The organism is Streptomyces flavusporus (assembly GCF_046267975.1).
In the GTDB taxonomy this organism is placed as follows: Bacteria; Actinomycetota; Actinomycetes; order Streptomycetales; family Streptomycetaceae; genus Streptomyces; species Streptomyces flavusporus.
The window spans coordinates 4,118,398-4,133,525 of the sequence record NZ_CP176503.1 but is presented as its reverse complement, the minus strand read 5'-3'; the positions used below and the strand labels follow the sequence as shown (position 1 = coordinate 4,133,525).

11 protein-coding genes, 1 pseudogene and 1 riboswitch are annotated in these 15,128 nt (G+C 69.9%); of the genes and pseudogenes, 8 read left to right on the top strand and 4 right to left on the bottom strand.

What is annotated here, in order from left to right; translation table 11 throughout:
• The first annotated feature begins 5 nt into the window (after nt 1–5).
• Both ACKTSN_RS19515 and nuoN read left to right on the top strand, forming a co-directional pair.
• Nucleotides 6–1,577: an NADH-quinone oxidoreductase subunit M gene (locus tag ACKTSN_RS19515; protein WP_409470286.1), complete on the top strand. Its 1,572-nt coding sequence runs from the start codon at nt 6–8 to the stop codon at nt 1,575–1,577.
• Entirely contained in the window at nt 1,574–3,223 is a 1,650-nt protein-coding gene (nuoN, locus tag ACKTSN_RS19510) for an NADH-quinone oxidoreductase subunit NuoN (protein WP_409470285.1), read from the top strand. The genes ACKTSN_RS19515 and nuoN overlap by 4 nt, the downstream gene beginning before the upstream one ends.
• 74 nt (nt 3,224–3,297) lie before the next feature.
• On the opposite strand, the pseudogene ACKTSN_RS19505 reads toward nuoN, so the two are convergent.
• Nucleotides 3,298–3,621, bottom strand: a pseudogene (locus tag ACKTSN_RS19505) (Uma2 family endonuclease); the annotation flags it as partial.
• Between the two features lie 151 nt (nt 3,622–3,772).
• On the opposite strand from ACKTSN_RS19505, the gene recQ reads away from it, so the two are divergent.
• Nucleotides 3,773–5,788 (top strand): DNA helicase RecQ, encoded by a 2,016-nt coding sequence (gene recQ, locus ACKTSN_RS19500; RefSeq protein WP_409470284.1) that lies wholly within the window; start codon nt 3,773–3,775, stop codon nt 5,786–5,788.
• Nucleotides 5,789–5,839: 51 nt separating this feature from the next.
• Here recQ and ACKTSN_RS19495 read toward each other — a convergent pair whose 3' ends face one another.
• Both ACKTSN_RS19495 and fahA read right to left on the bottom strand, forming a co-directional pair.
• Nucleotides 5,840–6,778 carry a M56 family metallopeptidase gene (locus tag ACKTSN_RS19495; protein WP_409470283.1) on the bottom strand — a complete coding sequence of 313 codons (939 nt, stop codon included), beginning with the start codon at nt 6,776–6,778 and terminating at the stop codon, nt 5,840–5,842.
• 195 nt (nt 6,779–6,973) lie between these two features.
• Complete coding sequence (gene fahA / locus ACKTSN_RS19490) at nt 6,974–8,185, bottom strand: fumarylacetoacetase (RefSeq protein WP_409470282.1); 1,212 nt, start codon at nt 8,183–8,185, stop codon at nt 6,974–6,976.
• 286 nt (nt 8,186–8,471) lie between these two features.
• Between fahA and ACKTSN_RS19485 the strand changes: the two genes are divergently transcribed.
• On the top strand, nt 8,472–9,356 hold the full coding sequence (locus ACKTSN_RS19485; protein ID WP_409470281.1) for an HAD family hydrolase: 885 nt from the start codon (nt 8,472–8,474) through the stop codon (nt 9,354–9,356).
• Between the two features lie 11 nt (nt 9,357–9,367).
• On the opposite strand, the gene ACKTSN_RS19480 is transcribed toward ACKTSN_RS19485, so the two are convergent.
• Nucleotides 9,368–9,853, bottom strand: a complete 486-nt coding sequence (locus ACKTSN_RS19480; protein ID WP_409470280.1) for a transglycosylase SLT domain-containing protein — start codon at nt 9,851–9,853, stop codon at nt 9,368–9,370.
• 3 nt (nt 9,854–9,856) lie between these two features.
• Nucleotides 9,857–10,029, bottom strand: a riboswitch (cyclic di-AMP (ydaO/yuaA leader).
• A gap of 676 nt (nt 10,030–10,705) precedes the next feature.
• Between ACKTSN_RS19480 and ACKTSN_RS19475 the strand changes: the two genes are divergently transcribed.
• From ACKTSN_RS19475 to ACKTSN_RS19460, 4 genes are all read left to right on the top strand, one after another.
• A complete protein-coding gene (locus ACKTSN_RS19475) occupies nt 10,706–11,716 on the top strand; it encodes a polyprenyl synthetase family protein (protein ID WP_224740033.1) in 1,011 nt (336 codons plus the stop codon).
• A gap of 310 nt (nt 11,717–12,026) precedes the next feature.
• On the top strand, nt 12,027–13,232 hold the full coding sequence (locus tag ACKTSN_RS19470) for a LolA family protein (RefSeq protein WP_409470279.1): 1,206 nt from the start codon (nt 12,027–12,029) through the stop codon (nt 13,230–13,232).
• A 55-nt stretch (nt 13,233–13,287) separates the two neighbouring features.
• Nucleotides 13,288–14,256 carry an ABC transporter ATP-binding protein gene (locus ACKTSN_RS19465; protein ID WP_409470278.1) on the top strand — a complete coding sequence of 323 codons (969 nt, stop codon included), beginning with the start codon at nt 13,288–13,290 and terminating at the stop codon, nt 14,254–14,256.
• Nucleotides 14,243–15,127 carry an ABC transporter permease gene (locus tag ACKTSN_RS19460; protein ID WP_409470277.1) on the top strand — a complete coding sequence of 295 codons (885 nt, stop codon included), beginning with the start codon at nt 14,243–14,245 and terminating at the stop codon, nt 15,125–15,127. Before ACKTSN_RS19465 ends, ACKTSN_RS19460 begins: the two co-directional genes overlap by 14 nt.
• The last annotated feature ends 1 nt before the right edge of the window (nt 15,128 follow it).

Sequence of the window (15,128 nt, the reverse complement as noted above, 5' to 3'; positions counted from 1 at the left end):
TACCGATGTCCTTTCCTCTGCTGACAGCGACGGCGGCGCTCCCGGCGCTCGGGGCGATCGCCACGGCCGCGGTACCGGCCGCGCGGCGCACCGCCGCCAAGTGGCTGGCGCTGCTCGTCTCGCTCGCCACGCTCGCCCTCGCCATCGCGGTCCTGATCCGCTTCGACCCGGACGGCGACCGTTACCAGCTCACCGAATCCCACGCCTGGATCGCGGACTTCGGGGTGAGATACGAGCTGGGCGTGGACGGCATCGCGGTGGCGCTCATCGCGCTCACGGCGCTGCTGATCCCGTTCATCATCCTCGCGGGCTGGCACGACGCCGACCCGCTGGAGACCGGAAGCAGGCGGTGGCGGCCGACACAGGGCTTCTTCGCCCTGATCCTGGCCGTCGAGGCGATGGTGATCCTCTCCTTCGAGGCCACCGACGTCTTCCTCTTCTACATCTTCTTCGAGGCCATGCTCATCCCGATGTACTTCCTCATCGGCGGCTTCGGGGACCGTGCCCATGAGCACGGCGAGGAGGCGGCGTCCACGCAACGGTCGTACGCGGCTGTGAAGTTCCTCCTCTACAACCTGGCCGGTGGTCTGATCATGCTGGCCGCGGTGATCGGCCTCTATGTGGTCGCCGGGAACTTCTCGCTCCAGGAGATCGCCGAGGCACGGGCCAACGGCTCGCTGGACATGGCGACCAGCACCGAACGCTGGCTGTTCCTGGGCTTCTTCTTCGCCTTCGCGGTGAAGGCGCCGCTGTGGCCGCTGCACACCTGGCTGCCGAACGCGATGGGGGAGGCCACCGCCCCGGTCGCGGTATTGATCACCGCGGTCGTCGACAAGGTGGGCACCTTCGCGATGCTCCGCTTCTGCCTCCAGTTGTTCCCGGAGGCGTCGAAGTGGGCGACGCCGGTCATCCTCGTCCTCGCCCTGATCAGCATCATCTACGGGGCGCTGCTCGCGGTCGGCCAGCGGGACATCAAGCGGCTGGTGGCGTACGCGTCGATCTCGCACTTCGGCTTCATCATCATGGGCATCTTCGCGATGACCAGCCAGGGCCAGTCGGGCGCGACGCTGTACATGGTCAACCACGGCATCTCGACGGCCGCGCTGATGCTGGTGGCCGGATTCCTGATCTCGCGCCGCGGCTCGCGGCTCATCGCCGACTACGGAGGAGTGCAGAAGGTCGCCCCGGTGCTCGCCGGCACCTTCCTGATCGGCGGCCTGGCGACGCTGTCGTTGCCCGGACTCGCGCCGTTCGTGAGTGAATTCCTGGTCCTGGTCGGCACGTTCACGCGCTACCCGGCGATCGGCATCATCGCCACCTTCGGCATCGTCCTCGCCGCGCTCTACACCCTCGTCCTCTACCAGCGGACGATGACGGGGCCGGTGAAGCCGGAGGTCTCCGCGATGCCGGACCTCAGAGTGCGTGAGCTCGTGGTGGTCGCCCCGCTGGTCGCACTGTTGATCTTCCTGGGCGTCTACCCGAAGCCCGTCACGGACATCGTCAACCCGGCGGTGCAGCAGACCATGTCCGACGTACAGAAGACAGACCCTCAGCCCGAGGTGGAGGCGGCCAAGTGAGCGCAACAGCCGTCCACAGCCTGTGGACAACCGCGGCCGATCCCATCGGCAAGATCGACGCGCCGAAGATCGAGTACGCACAACTGTCGCCCATGCTGATCGTCATCGGCGCGGCGATCGTCGGGGTGCTGGTCGAGGCGTTCGTACCACGCAAATCCCGTTATTACGCCCAGATGTTCGTGTCCGTCGTCGGCCTCGCCGCCGCGTTCGCCGCGGCCGTCGCCCTGGCGGCGGACGGATACGGCACCACCAAGGCGCGTATCGCGGCGATGGGCGCGATCGCGGTCGACGGGCCGGCCCTGTTCCTGCAGGGCACGATCCTGCTGGCCGCGCTGGTCGCCCTGTTCACCTTCGCCGAACGGCGACTGGATCCGGCCGCTCACGGCAACCGGGTCGATTCCTTCGCCGCGCAGGCGGCCTCCGTGCCCGGCAGCGACAGCGAGAAGGCCGCGGTGAAGGCCGGTTTCACCACGACCGAGGTCTTCCCGCTGCTGCTCTTCGCGGTTGCCGGCATGCTGCTCTTCCCTGCGGCCAACGACCTGCTGACGCTGTTCGTGGCCCTGGAGGTCTTCTCGCTGCCGCTGTACCTGATGTGCGCGCTGGCTCGTCGCAAGCGGCTGATGTCGCAGGAGGCCGCGGTCAAGTACTTCCTGCTCGGCGCGTTCGCCTCCGCGTTCACGCTGTTCGGCATCGCGATGCTGTACGGCTACTCCGGCTCGATGTCGTACGCGACGATCGCTCGGGTCGTCGACGGCACCATCACCGACGTCACGCCGGCGCTCGCGGACACCATGGGCAACGACGCGCTGCTCCTGCTCGGCGCCGCGCTGATCGTCATGGGGCTGCTGTTCAAGGTGGGCGCTGTCCCGTTCCACATGTGGACGCCGGATGTGTACCAGGGGGCGCCGACGCCGGTGACCGGTTTCATGGCGGCGGCGACCAAGGTGGCCGCGTTCGGCGCGCTGCTGCGGATCCTGTACGTCGTGCTGCCGGGGCTGCGCTGGGACTGGCGGCCGGTGATGTGGGGCGTCGCGATCGTCACCATGCTGGGCGGTGCGATCGTCGCGATCACGCAGACCGACATCAAGCGGCTGCTGGCGTACTCGTCGATCGCGCACGCCGGCTTCATCCTGGCCGGTGTCATCGCGACGAGTCCGGACGGCGTCTCGTCGGTCCTCTTCTACCTGGCGGCGTACTCGTTCGTGACGATCGGCGCGTTCGCGGTGGTGACGCTGGTGCGTGACGCCGGCGGTGAGGCGACGCACCTGTCCAAGTGGGCCGGTCTCGGCCGCCGTTCGCCGCTGGTCGCGGCCGTGTTCGCGGTGTTCCTGCTCGCTTTCGCGGGCATTCCGCTGACCTCCGGGTTCGCCGGGAAGTTCGCCGTGTTCAAGGCAGCGGCGGAGGGCGGGGCGGCACCGCTGGTGGTGGTCGGCGTGATCTCCTCGGCGATCGCCGCGTTCTTCTACATCCGGGTCATCGTGCTGATGTTCTTCAGCGAGCCGCGCCCCGAGGGGCCGACGGTCGCGGTGCCGTCGCCGCTGACGATGACGGCGATCGGGGTGGGGGTTGCGGTGACGCTGGTGTTGGGTGTGGCGCCGCAGTACTTCCTGGATCTCGCGGGGGACGCGGGGGTGTTTGTGCGCTGACACGGCGCATGCTGTTGTCGGTACGGCGGCGGCCCGGCTCCCTCCAGGGTGCCGGGCCGCCGCCGTGTGGTTGGGGGGAGCCGGGTCTGATCGAGGCTGACCACAGCCTCCTCCTGCACGACAACCACGTCCGGTTCAGGCCTGTTCTGCTGGTCGATGTCGACGGAGAACCGACACAGGGCATCAAGCCCCGTGGGCGCGGCGATGTCGAGCTGCCGACCGAAGAAACTCATCGCGCGCTCGTGGAAGACCGACTGCGGGCAGGCGAAGACCAGGCTGGCGTCGATCAATTGTGTGTGCGGCGGCAGGTTCGGGAGGTGGTCCAGGTCGTCGGCTGTCCAGCCACCGTCGGGCGGAACCGACCAGTCGGGCGCCGAGTCCTCGTAAGCCACGCTCATCAGTGCTCCCTGAACAGAAACCAGCGGGTCGCTTCAGGTTATTGGTCGGTTACGGAAAGAGACGGGGCAACCTGTGGATAACTCCGACGGTGTCAGTCCCGGCGCCTATCGTGGACGCAGTGGTCGAGATGCGACGTACGGGGGCACGGCGATGGGTGGGACAGGCGGGATCGGTGGAATGGCGGCGGTAGCCGAGAGCGAGGCGTTGGCAGCGCTCCAGAGGGTCTTTGGGTACGAGGCCTTCCGCGGTGAGCAGGAAGCGGTCATCGAGCATGTCGTGGCCGGCGGTGACGCCGTCGTACTTATGCCGACCGGTGGCGGCAAGTCGCTCTGCTATCAGATCCCGGCCCTGGTCAGACCGGGTACGGGCATCGTCGTCTCCCCGCTGATCGCGCTGATGCAGGATCAGGTGGACGCGCTGCGGGCGCTGGGCGTGCGAGCCGGGTTCATGAACTCCACGCAGGACTTCGACGAGCGCCGGGTGGTGGAGGCCGAGTTCCTGGCCGGTGAGCTCGATCTGCTCTACCTGGCGCCGGAGCGACTGCGTCTTGAGTCCATGCTGGATCTGCTCTCGCGCGGCAAGATCTCCGTCTTCGCGATCGACGAGGCGCACTGCGTGGCGCAGTGGGGCCACGACTTCCGCCCCGACTATCTGGCGCTGTCGCTGCTCGGCGAGCGCTGGCCCGACGTGCCGCGCATCGCGCTCACGGCGACGGCCACGCATGCGACGCACCAGGAGATCACCCAGCGGTTGAACATGCCGACGGCCCGGCACTTCGTGGCGAGCTTCGACCGGCCCAACATCCAGTACCGGATCGTGTCGAAGGCGGACCCCAAGAAGCAGTTGCTGAGCCTCCTGCGTGAGGAGCACGCCGGCGAGGCGGGCATCGTCTACTGCCTCTCGCGCAATTCCGTGGAGAAGACGGCCGAGTTCCTCACCCGAAACGGCGTCGAGGCAGTGCCGTACCACGCGGGCCTGGATGCGGGCACGCGCGCGGCGCACCAGTCCCGCTTCCTGCGGGAGGAGGGCCTCGTAGTGGTGGCGACCATTGCCTTCGGGATGGGCATCGACAAGCCGGACGTGCGGTTCGTCGCCCACCTGGATCTGCCCAAGTCGGTCGAGGGGTACTACCAGGAGACCGGCCGCGCGGGGCGTGACGGTCTGCCGTCGACGGCATGGATGGCGTACGGACTCAACGACGTCATACAGCAGCGCAAGCTGATCCAGTCAGGCGAGGGCGACGAGGCGTTCCGGCGCCGGGCCGCCGCACACCTGGACGCGATGCTCGCGCTGTGCGAGACCGCCCAGTGCCGCCGCGGCCAGCTGCTCGCCTACTTCGGCCAGGACCCGGATCCGGCGGGCTGCGGCAACTGCGACACCTGCCTCACCCCGCCCGAGACCTGGGACGGCACCGTCGCGGCGCAGAAGGTGCTGTCGACGGTGGTGCGGCTGCAGCGGGAGCGGGGGCAGAAGTTCGGCGCGGTGCAGATCGTCGACATCCTGCTGGGGAAGCGCACCGGCAAGGTCATCCAGTTCGACCACGATCAGCTCTCCGTGTTCGGCATCGGCGAGGAGCTGACCGAGGGCGAATGGCGAGGCGTCATCCGGCAGTTGCTGGCGCAGGGGCTGCTCGCGGTCGAGGGGGAGTACGGCACGCTGGTGCTGACCGAGGCCAGCGGTTCGGTGCTGCGGCGGGAGCGGGAGGTGCCGCTGCGCAAGGAGCCGAAGAAGCCGGTGACCTCGCGGTCGGCGTCGGCGTCTTCGTCGGGGCGCGGCGCGGGCAAGCCCAAGGTTGCGGCCGCCGAGCTGTCCGAGGAACTGCTGCCGGCCTTCGAGGCCCTGCGCGCCTGGCGCGCAGAACAGGCCCGGGAGCAGGGCGTCCCGGCGTACGTCATCTTCCACGACGCCACGCTTCGGGAGATCGCCACGGCGTGGCCGACGTCGATCGCGGAGCTCGGAGGCATCAGCGGGGTCGGCGAGAAGAAGCTGGCGACGTACGGGGAGGGCGTTCTCGGGGTGCTCGCGTCCCTGGCGGGGCCGCCCGGTGCCCCGGCCGGGCAGGCCGACGCAGGTGCACCGCCGGTTCCGAGAACCGCGGCCGATCAGGGCGGGCCGGACGACTGGCCGGAGCCGCCCGAGGGGCCGGAGCCGGACGACTGGATATAGGCGGACCGCTGGACAGGGCTTGGGGTGCCGTCCACCGTCCTTCCTGCGCCCTTACCCCAACGCCGTCAGGCCCGGGGCGAACGTGATCAGGAGCGGCACCAGGGGGACCAGGGCGGCCACCGTGGTCGTCAGGGCACGGTGGCGGCGGCCAAGGCGGGGCGGGGGTTGCAGGAGGCGGTCTACGCGTTCGCCGAGGAGGCGGTGGCTGGAGGCGCAGGACAGGACTCCGCGGTGCTGGTTCAGCTCGATCAGCGCCAGGGCGGTGGTGAGGTGGCCGCAGCGGCGGGAGGCGGTGTCATCGGCGGCGAGTTCGACCAGGCGGCGGGTCTGCTCGCAGAAGTGGGCGAACAGTGGAACGCGGGGGAAGCCGGTGGCAAGGGCGGTCGACAGGTGCAGCAGCCAGTCGTGGTGGGCGCGGGCGTGTCCGCGTTCATGGGTGAGGACGGCGTCCAGCTGGTGGTCGGTGAGGCGGTGCAGGGCGCCGGTGGTGACGACCAGCTGGGGCGGGTGGCCCGGCAGCCACCAGGCATCGGGGTACTCGTCCTCCAGGACGAGCAGCGGGCCGCGGGCGGCCGGGAGGCCGGCGGGCAGGTCGGGGGCGCGTTCGCGCAGGTGGGCGCGGGCCTGGGTGCGCCGCCGCCGAGCCTCGACCAGCTCCCGGGTGAGCATCGCGGTGGTCCAGGCGGCACCGCAGGCCAGCAGCAGGGTGAGCGCGGCGGCCCAGTGGGGCGCGGCAGAGAGGTCGTACGCCGCGGTGACATGGGGCGGTGCGGGGGCGAAGACCTGGTCGCGGACGGTCTGGAAGACGGCGGCCGCGCCCAGGAGGAGGGCGGCCAGACAGCACAGCAGGACGGTGGCGACCAGGCACTGCCATACCCACAGCCCGACCACGGGCTCCCGTTCGGGCCACGCGGCCCGGGTCAGGGCACGGGGGGCCGGTACAGCGGCCGTCAGGGCGACGACGCTCAGCAGGAGCAGGCAGACGGTCATGCCACGGGCTCCGGATCCTGGTCGGGAGTGAGGGCGGCTCGGGTCGTGCGGTGGGGGCAGCGGCCGCGCCTGCCGACCGCGTCCCGCGTCCCGCCTCGCGCACACCACCCACCGCCAGTATGACGGCGCCGGGCACCCGGAGTCAGCGCCCGAACCGGCGCTTGCCCGAAAAGCTCACCTCGTGCCACCCGCAGCTCAGCCCGCGACGACCCTCCCGCTCACCTCCCCCAACCCCACCCGGACCCCGCCGGCCCCCGGTGCCCAGGCCGACAGTGTCACGACATCCCCGTCCTCCAGGAACGTCCGCTTGCCGTCGGGGAGTTCGAGTGGGTTCCGGCCGTTCCAGGTCAGTTCGAGGAGGGAGCCGCGTTCGCGTTCGGTCGGGCCGCTCACCGTGCCCGAGCCGTACAGGTCGCCGGTGCGCAGGGATGCGCCGTTGACGGTCATGTGGGCGAGTTGCTGGGCGGCCGTCCAGTACATGGTGGAGAAAGGGGGTTCCGAGATGACGTGACCGTTGAGAGCGACGGAGATGCGCAGGTCGTAGCCGCCGGGTTCGTCGTCCGTGTCGTCCAGGTACGGGAGGAGGGGATGGGTGCGCTGCGGTGGGGCCACTCGTGCCTCGTCCAGCGCGTCCAGCGGGGTGATCCAGGCCGACACCGACGTGGCGAAGGACTTGCCGAGGAAGGGGCCGAGGGGGACGTACTCCCAGGCCTGGATGTCGCGCGCGGACCAGTCGTTGAGGAGGCACAGGCCGAAGACGTGGTCGCGGAAGCCGGCCAGCGGAACGGGTCGGCCCAGCGGGGACGGGGTGCCGACGACGAAGCCGACCTCCGCCTCGATGTCCAGGCGGACGGACGGCCCGAAGACGGGCGCGGGGTCGGTCGGGGCCTTGCGTTGGCCGGAGGGGCGGATGACATCTGTGCCGGAGACGATGACCGTGCCGGAGCGGCCGTGGTAACCGATCGGCAGATGCTTCCAGTTGGGGGTGAGTGAGTCAGCGGCGTCGGGGCGGAAGATCTGGCCGACGTTCCGGGCATGGTTCTCGGAGGCGTAGAAGTCCACGTAGTCCGCGACCTCGAAGGGCAGGTGCAGGGTCACCGAGGAGAGGGGGTGCATCAGGGGCGCGAGGGTTTCGCGGTGGGACGGCACCGTCACCCAGGCGGTCAGCGCCCGCCGGACGTCCGACCAGGCGGTGCGGCCGGCGGCGAGCAGTGGGTTCAGGGTGGGCCGGGCCAGCAGGGCGGCATACGGGGAGCCGAGTGCCAGTGCTGCCGCGCCGGCGTCGAGGACGTGGTCGCCGAGGCGGACGCCGACGGTGCGTTCGGTGGACCCGGCGGGTGAGAAAACGCCGTACGGAAGGTTGTGCGGACCGAAGGGGTCGCCCTCGGGGACATCGAAGGGGGGCATCGGGGTGCTGCCTCACTTTCGTACGTACGGTCCATGCGGTCGCGGCACACGTTACGGCTGCGGCGGCCGTCTTGGGCAGTGACTTAAGCGCACAAAGAGTCCGTAATGTCCGGAATGGAGGAGTCGTGTATACCCCTGACCTCATCCCGCTGTCCGTGACCCGCTGTCCGCAACGCGCCTTCACCCGCCCGACGGCCGGCACCGAGGGGCCGGACCACTGAAAAGCGGAGGATTGGAAGGGAGTTGGGGATGAACGGCGTGGGTGTGGTGTCCGTATTCTCTGATCATGGCCGCACCCATCGCATATGCCGAGCGCGCCGCGTACGCCCTCATCGCCACCGACCTGGACGGAACGCTGCTGCGCGGCGACGACACGGTCTCCGACCGGTCGCTCACCGCGCTCGCGCGGGTCTCGGCGGCCGGTGCCCGGTATCTGGTGGTGACGGGCCGGCCCGCGCCCAGGGTGCGGCCGCTGCTGAAGTTCCTGGGCGGCGTGGGGCTCGCGGTGTGCGGGCAGGGCGCGCAGTTGTACGACGTCGGCGTGGACCGTCTGCTGTGGTCGGTCACCCTGGACCGGGAACTGGCCGAGACCGCGCTCGGCAAGATCGAGGCGGAGGTCGGCACGGTGTATGCGGCCGTCGACCAGGACGGCGTCGATGGCCTGACGCTCATCGAGCCGGGGTATCGGATGCCGCGCCCGACGTTGCCGGCGGTACGGGTCGGCCGGCGTGACGACCTGTGGTGCGAGCCCATCAGCAAGGTGCTGCTGCGTCATCCCGCTCTGTCCGACGACGAGTTGGCGTCGGTGGCCCGCTCGGTGGTGGGTTCGCTCGCGACGGTCACCATGTCGGGGCCTGGGACGGTCGAGCTTCAGCCGTCCGGCATCACCAAGGCGACGGGGTTGGCGCTGGCGGCCCGGCATCTGGGGCTGCGCCCCGAGGACACCATCGCCTTCGGTGACATGCCCAACGACATCCCGATGTTCGACTGGGCCGCCCATGGCGTCGCCATGGCCAACGCGCACCCCGAACTGAAGGCGGTGGCCGACGAGATCACCCTCTCGAACGAGGACGACGGCATCGCCGTCGTCCTCGAACGGCTCCTCACCGAGGGCCGGCGCCCGCAGCGGCTCGGCGGGCGCAGGCCCTCGGTGGGTGCGAAGATTCAGTAGGCGCGAAGGGATCAGTAGGCGCCGAAGACGTTGTCGATCGAGCCGTAGCGGTCGGCCGCGTAGTTGCAGGCGGCGGTGATGTTGGCGACCGGGTCGAACGGGTCGTAGGCCGTGCCGGGCACGTGGTACGCGGCGAAGGTCGGGTCGATGACCTGGAGCAGGCCCTTGGACGGGGTGCCCTTGGCCGCGTTGGAGTCCCAGTTGTTGATGGCGGCCGGGTTGCCGGACGACTCGCGCATGACGTTGCGGTAGATGCCGTTGTAGGAGCCCGGGATTCCGTGCTGCGCCATGATGGCGAGCGACTCGCGGATCCAGCCGTCGAGGTTGTCGGAGTACGCCGTGGTGGCGGTCTTCGCGGTCACCGCGGCGGGGGTGGCGGCCGATGCGGTGCTCGCACCGATGAGCGGCAGGGCGAGCACGGCCGCGCCGGTGCCGGCGACCACGAGCTTGCGGGCTATGCGGGCGGTGCGAGTGCGGGGCTGACCGTTTGCAGGCATGGGCTTGTTCCTCTCCTTCGCCTGCGAGGTGAGCTGTCGGGTTCGGGCTGGGAGGTGCCCGGCCGCGCCCTTGCGAGCGCAACTTCACCCCAAGCCGTTCCGGTGCGTCGTACGACGTCCGGCGCGGCGACTTACCTGGGTCCCCCGCTCCTGCCGTGCGTGAGTGGTCTCGTCATCGGTGGTACCGGGCGGCGGCAGGATTCGGCGTCCGCCCGACTGGCCCGGAACGTATGCGAGAGCACATGTCGGAAACAAGTAGCGGGTTCACGCAACATGCTGTTTGATCTTCATCTGGGTGTTTTGTCAGCTTGATCCTTTGCATCTGTCAAGGCTCAACTCGCAAGCCGGGAAAGCCGGATGGCCGCCGGCTGTGTGAAACCTGTGGACAGGTGAAGGTGAGTCACGTCACGCGTGGGTGCAAGAGTGGCAAATCGGGCAATGGGTTCAAGTGCCTATCAGTCAGCCGTGTATGGGATGCGCTTCTCCCAAGTGCAGTGGAAGGGGGCCTTTCCACCTTCTGCGCAAATCACCCCATTGGAGGTCAGGGTCATCTCGCAGGGGAAGGGTGTAAGGACGTACGCATGGGTGTCGAGGTCGCCCGAATGGCCGGAGGCGAGACGGCGCGGTGAGGGCGACAAGGGGCAAAGCTCACCTATTCGGCTTAAGTCGATAAATAATTGCTCGTATCAACTGATCGAAAACATACCGTTCGTGATCCGATACAGCCCGGCCTGTAACCCCGGGCGCCCTCGGTGATCGAAACGTGACCGGATACGCTGACTTGAGTGAAGGCAGCGACGTATCGACAAACCGCGTAACCGCCGGTAGACACCAGCAGACAGGAGACCCCTCGTGACCGTCGTCGGGCCGTTCGGGCTGAGCGTGCGGGACCAGGCTCTGGAAGCCGATGTCCAGGCCGGATTGGCGGCTGTCGAGGAAGGGTTGCTCGAAGCAACCAAGAGCGAGGTCCCGTTCATCACGGAGGCCGCGCAGCACCTGGTGCGGGCCGGGGGCAAGCGGTTCCGCCCGCTGCTGGTGATGCTCGCCGCGCAGTTCGGTGACCCGTACGCGCCCGGGGTCGTGCCCTCGGCCGTGGTCGTGGAGCTGACCCACCTCGCGACGCTGTACCACGACGACGTGATGGACGAGGCGGAGGTACGGCGCGGGGTACCGAGCGCGAACGCCCGCTGGGGCAACTCGGTCGCGGTCCTCACCGGCGACTTCCTCTTCGCCCGTGCCTCGCACATCCTGGCCGACCTCGGTCCGGAGGCCGTGCGGGTGCAGGCGGAGGCGTTCGAACGGCTGGTCACCGGTCAGATCCTGGAGACGGCCGGGCCGTCGGACGGGCGCGACCCGGTCGAGCACTACCTGGACGTACTGGCCGGCAAGACGGGGTCGCTGGTGGCGGTCTCGTGCCGCTTCGGCGCGATGATGTCGGGCGCCGACGAGTCGCTCGTGAACGTCCTGACGCAGTACGGCGAACGGCTGGGCGTCGCCTTCCAGCTCGCCGACGACGTGCTGGACATCGCGTCCGACTCCCACGAGTCCGGGAAGACGCCGGGGACGGATCTGCGGGAGGGCATCGCGACCCTGCCCGTGCTGCGGCTGCGCGAGCGCGCGGCCCGGCTGGGGCTGGCCGAGGACATCGCCCTGTGCGAGCTGCTGGACTCCGACCTGACGGACGACGCCCGGCATGCGCAGGCGCTGGCCGCGCTGCGCGCGCACCCCGCGCTGGAGCAGGCGCGACGGGACACCGTGCGGTACGCGGAGGAGGCGCGGTCGGCGCTTGCGCCGCTGCGGGAGTGCGATGCGAAGGCGGCGCTCATCGAGCTGTGCGACGCGGTGGTGCACCGCGCGGGTTAGGGCCCGACCGGCGGATCATGCCGGAATCGCGGGGCCTGGCCGGCGGATCGCCGGAGACCCGGTACCGAGGCGGCGCCTCCCCCCCACGACCCCTACGGGTCGGGGGAGGCGCCGCCTGCTTGTGTCATACCGCAGCAGTACGCGGAGTTGAGCCCGCGGTCTGACGCTTCTTCGCATCCGGTTTGGTCAGATGGAGACCACGGAACACACCACTCCTCACCGATTCGGGTGAGAATGGCGGCTCAGGGTGGACGAGTGCGAGGACGCGAAGTGACGGACAGCCGCCGCCGACGACGGAGGTAAGGCACACATGGCACCGTACGAATCCGACGACAGCACGACCGCGGCGCAGGCCGAAGAGCTGCGCGCCGCGCGACGGCGCAAGGCCGCGCGGTACGTCGTCCCGGCGGCGGTCCTGGGGGTGGCTGCGGGGACCATCGGACTCGTCCCCGCGATCGCCGACTCCGGCAGCCCCGACCTGCCGGAGATCAGCGCACAGCAACTCATCGAGAAGATCGCCGAGTCGGACGTACAGCAGCTGTCCGGCACGGTGAAGATCAGCACTGATCTGGGACTGCCCGACCTGGGCGGCCTGGAGAGCGGACTGATGTCCGGCGCGCCCCCGTCGGACGGCGAGGGCTCCGCGGCCGACCCGTCGGCCAAGCTGACCGAGCTGGCGTCCGGCACGCACACGCTGCGCGTCGCGGCCGACGGCCCGGACAGGCAGAAGCTGTCGCTGTTGGAGAACGCCGCCGAGTACAGCCTGATCCACAACGGCAAGGACATGTGGGGCTACGACAGCGCGTCCAACGAGGTGTACCACGGCACCGCCACCGAGGCCGCGGACGGCAAGGCGTCCGAGGAGGTGCCGGCCACGCCCAAGGACCTCACCGAGGAGGCCCTGAAGGCGGTGGACGACACGACGTCCGTGACCGTCGACGGCACCGCGCAGGTGGCCGGCCGCGACGCGTACAAGCTGCTCATCGAGCCGAAGCAGTCCGGTTCCACGGTGGGCGCGATCAGCGTGGCGGTGGATGCGGAGACCGGGCTGCCGCTGAAGTTCACGCTGACCCCGGCGAGCGGCGGTGCCGCCGTGGTGGACGCGGGCTTCACGCAGGTCAGCTTCGCCAGGCCGGCCGCGTCGACCTTCGACTTCACCCCGCCCAAGGGTGCGAAGGTGACCGAGGGCGACAGCCTGGAGGCGGCGCCGGAGCACGAGCGGAAGTCCGCGGAGGACCTCGGCAAGGGCCTCGACGGACTGAACGTCATCGGCGAGGGATGGAACTCCGTTGCCGTCCTCGACACCGGCGCCGAGGGCGGCATGCCCTCCGACGCCGCCGGCGGCGACATGGGCGGCTTCCTGGGCTCGCTCGGCGACGAGGTGAAGGGCAAGTTCGGCTCGGGCACGGTCTTCAAGACCCGTCTGGTCAACGCCCTGATCACGGACGACGGCAAGGTCTACCTCGGTGCGGTCACCAAGGACGCGCTGGTGAAGGCGGCCGACTCCGGGCAGTGAGTACCGTACGGAAGGGGCAGTAAGTACCGTACGCGCACGACGAATCGGGGAGCCCATGGACGAACCGTCCGCCACGGCAGAGCAGGGCGCGGGTGACAGCGTCATCCACACCCGCGCCCTGACCAAGCGCTACCGCGGCGGACAGCTCGCCGTCGACGGGCTCGATCTGACCGTCCCGGCGGGCAGCGTCTTCGGCTTCCTCGGCCCCAACGGCTCCGGCAAGACCACCACCATCCGCATGCTGATGGGTCTGATCGAGCCCACGTCGGGCACGGCGCACGTGCTGGGGCGGCCCATGCCCCGGGCCACGCGCGCCGTGCTCCCGCACGTGGGCGCCCTCATCGAGGGCCCGGCCCTGTACGGCTTCCTCTCCGGCCGCGAAAACCTCCTGCGCTACGACTCCGCCGACCCCGCCGCCGATCCACGCACCCGGCGGGCCCGCGTCGCCGCGGCGCTGGACCGGGTCGGGCTCGCGGCGGCCGCCGGCAAGAAGGCCAAGGCGTACTCCCTGGGCATGAAGCAGCGGCTCGGACTCGCGGCCGCGCTGCTCCAGCCCCGGCGCCTGCTCGTCCTCGACGAACCGACCAACGGGCTCGACCCACAGGGCATGCGGGAGATCCGGGCGCTGATCAGGGAGCTGGCCTCCGACGGCACCACCGTGTTCCTGTCCTCCCATCTCCTCGACGAGATCGAGCAGGTGTGCACGCACGCCGCGGTGATGGCACAGGGCCGGCTGATCACCCAGGGCGCGGTGACGGACCTGGCAGCGGGCATCCGGGGCCGGCTGGTGGTGACCACGCCGGACACCGGCGACGCGGCGCGGGTGCTGAAGGAACGCGGGGTCGCGGACGTCATCGTCGACGAGGACCGGGTGACCGGTGAACCTCCGGACGGGGAACTCGCCGACCTGAACGCCGCGTTGGTGGCGGCGGGGGTGCGGGTCCGCGGTTTCGGGGTGGAACGGGCCTCCTTGGAAGACGCGTTCGTGGCGCTGACCGGGGAGGGTTTCGATGTCGCAGGTTGAGGCCATCGGCTCCCGCCGCAGCCCGTTGTGGACCTTCGGTCTGCTGCGCAGCGAACTCGCCGTCACCTTCGGCCGCTGGCGCACGCTTGCGCTGCTCGGTGTGCTCGCCGCCGTCCCGGTCCTGGTCGGCATCGCCGTGAAGATCGAGACGAGTGACGGCTCGACGCTGGGCGGCGGAGGCGGCCCGGAGGGCGGCGGGGGCCCGGCGTTCATCACGCAGATCACCAACAACGGACTGTTCCTCGTCTTCACCGCCCTCGCCGCGACCCTCCCGTTCTTCCTGCCGATGGCCGTCGGCGTCGTCGCGGGCGACGCGATCGCCGGCGAGGCGAACGCCGGAACCCTGCGCTACCTCCTGGTCGCCCCCGCCGGCCGTACCCGCCTGCTGCTCACCAAGTACGCGACCACGATGGCCTTCTGCCTGGCGGCCACCCTCGTCGTCGCCGTCTCGGCACTGACGGTCGGCGTGCTGCTCTTCCCGCTCGGCGACCTGACGACCATCTCCGGTACGCGGATCAGCTTCGCCGAGGGACTGGGCCGGGCCCTGCTGATCGCCCTGGTCGTCGCCGCGTCACTGATCGGGATTGCGGCGCTCGGGCTGTTCGTCTCGACGCTGACCAACAGCGGTATCGCGGCGATGGCGACGACGGTCGGGCTGCTGATCACCGTCCAGATCCTCGACCAGATCCCCCAACTGCACGCGATCCACCCGTACTTCTTCTCCCACTACTGGCTGTCCTTCGCCGACCTGATGCGCGAACCGGTCTACTGGGACGACCTGGTGCGCAACCTCGGCCTCCAGGGTCTGTACGCGGCCGTGTTCGGCTCGGCGGCCTGGGCACGGTTCACGACGAAGGACGTCACCGCGTAGC

Bases quoted from the DNA above. Each gene is read 5' to 3' on its own strand.
- ACKTSN_RS19470 (WP_409470279.1), top strand. From the start codon at position 12,027: ATGGCACCGTACGAATCCGACGACAGCACGACCGCGGCGCAGGCCGAA.
- ACKTSN_RS19485 (WP_409470281.1), top strand. From the start codon at position 8,472: ATGGCCGCACCCATCGCATATGCCGAGCGCGCCGCGTACGCCCTCATC.
- ACKTSN_RS19480 (WP_409470280.1), bottom strand. From the start codon at position 9,853: ATGCCTGCAAACGGTCAGCCCCGCACTCGCACCGCCCGCATAGCCCGC.
- ACKTSN_RS19515 (WP_409470286.1), top strand. From the start codon at position 6: ATGTCCTTTCCTCTGCTGACAGCGACGGCGGCGCTCCCGGCGCTCGGG.
- ACKTSN_RS19465 (WP_409470278.1), top strand. From the start codon at position 13,288: ATGGACGAACCGTCCGCCACGGCAGAGCAGGGCGCGGGTGACAGCGTC.
- fahA (WP_409470282.1), bottom strand. From the start codon at position 8,185: ATGCCCCCCTTCGATGTCCCCGAGGGCGACCCCTTCGGTCCGCACAAC.
- ACKTSN_RS19460 (WP_409470277.1), top strand. From the start codon at position 14,243: ATGTCGCAGGTTGAGGCCATCGGCTCCCGCCGCAGCCCGTTGTGGACC.
- recQ (WP_409470284.1), top strand. From the start codon at position 3,773: ATGGGTGGGACAGGCGGGATCGGTGGAATGGCGGCGGTAGCCGAGAGC.
- ACKTSN_RS19495 (WP_409470283.1), bottom strand. From the start codon at position 6,778: ATGACCGTCTGCCTGCTCCTGCTGAGCGTCGTCGCCCTGACGGCCGCT.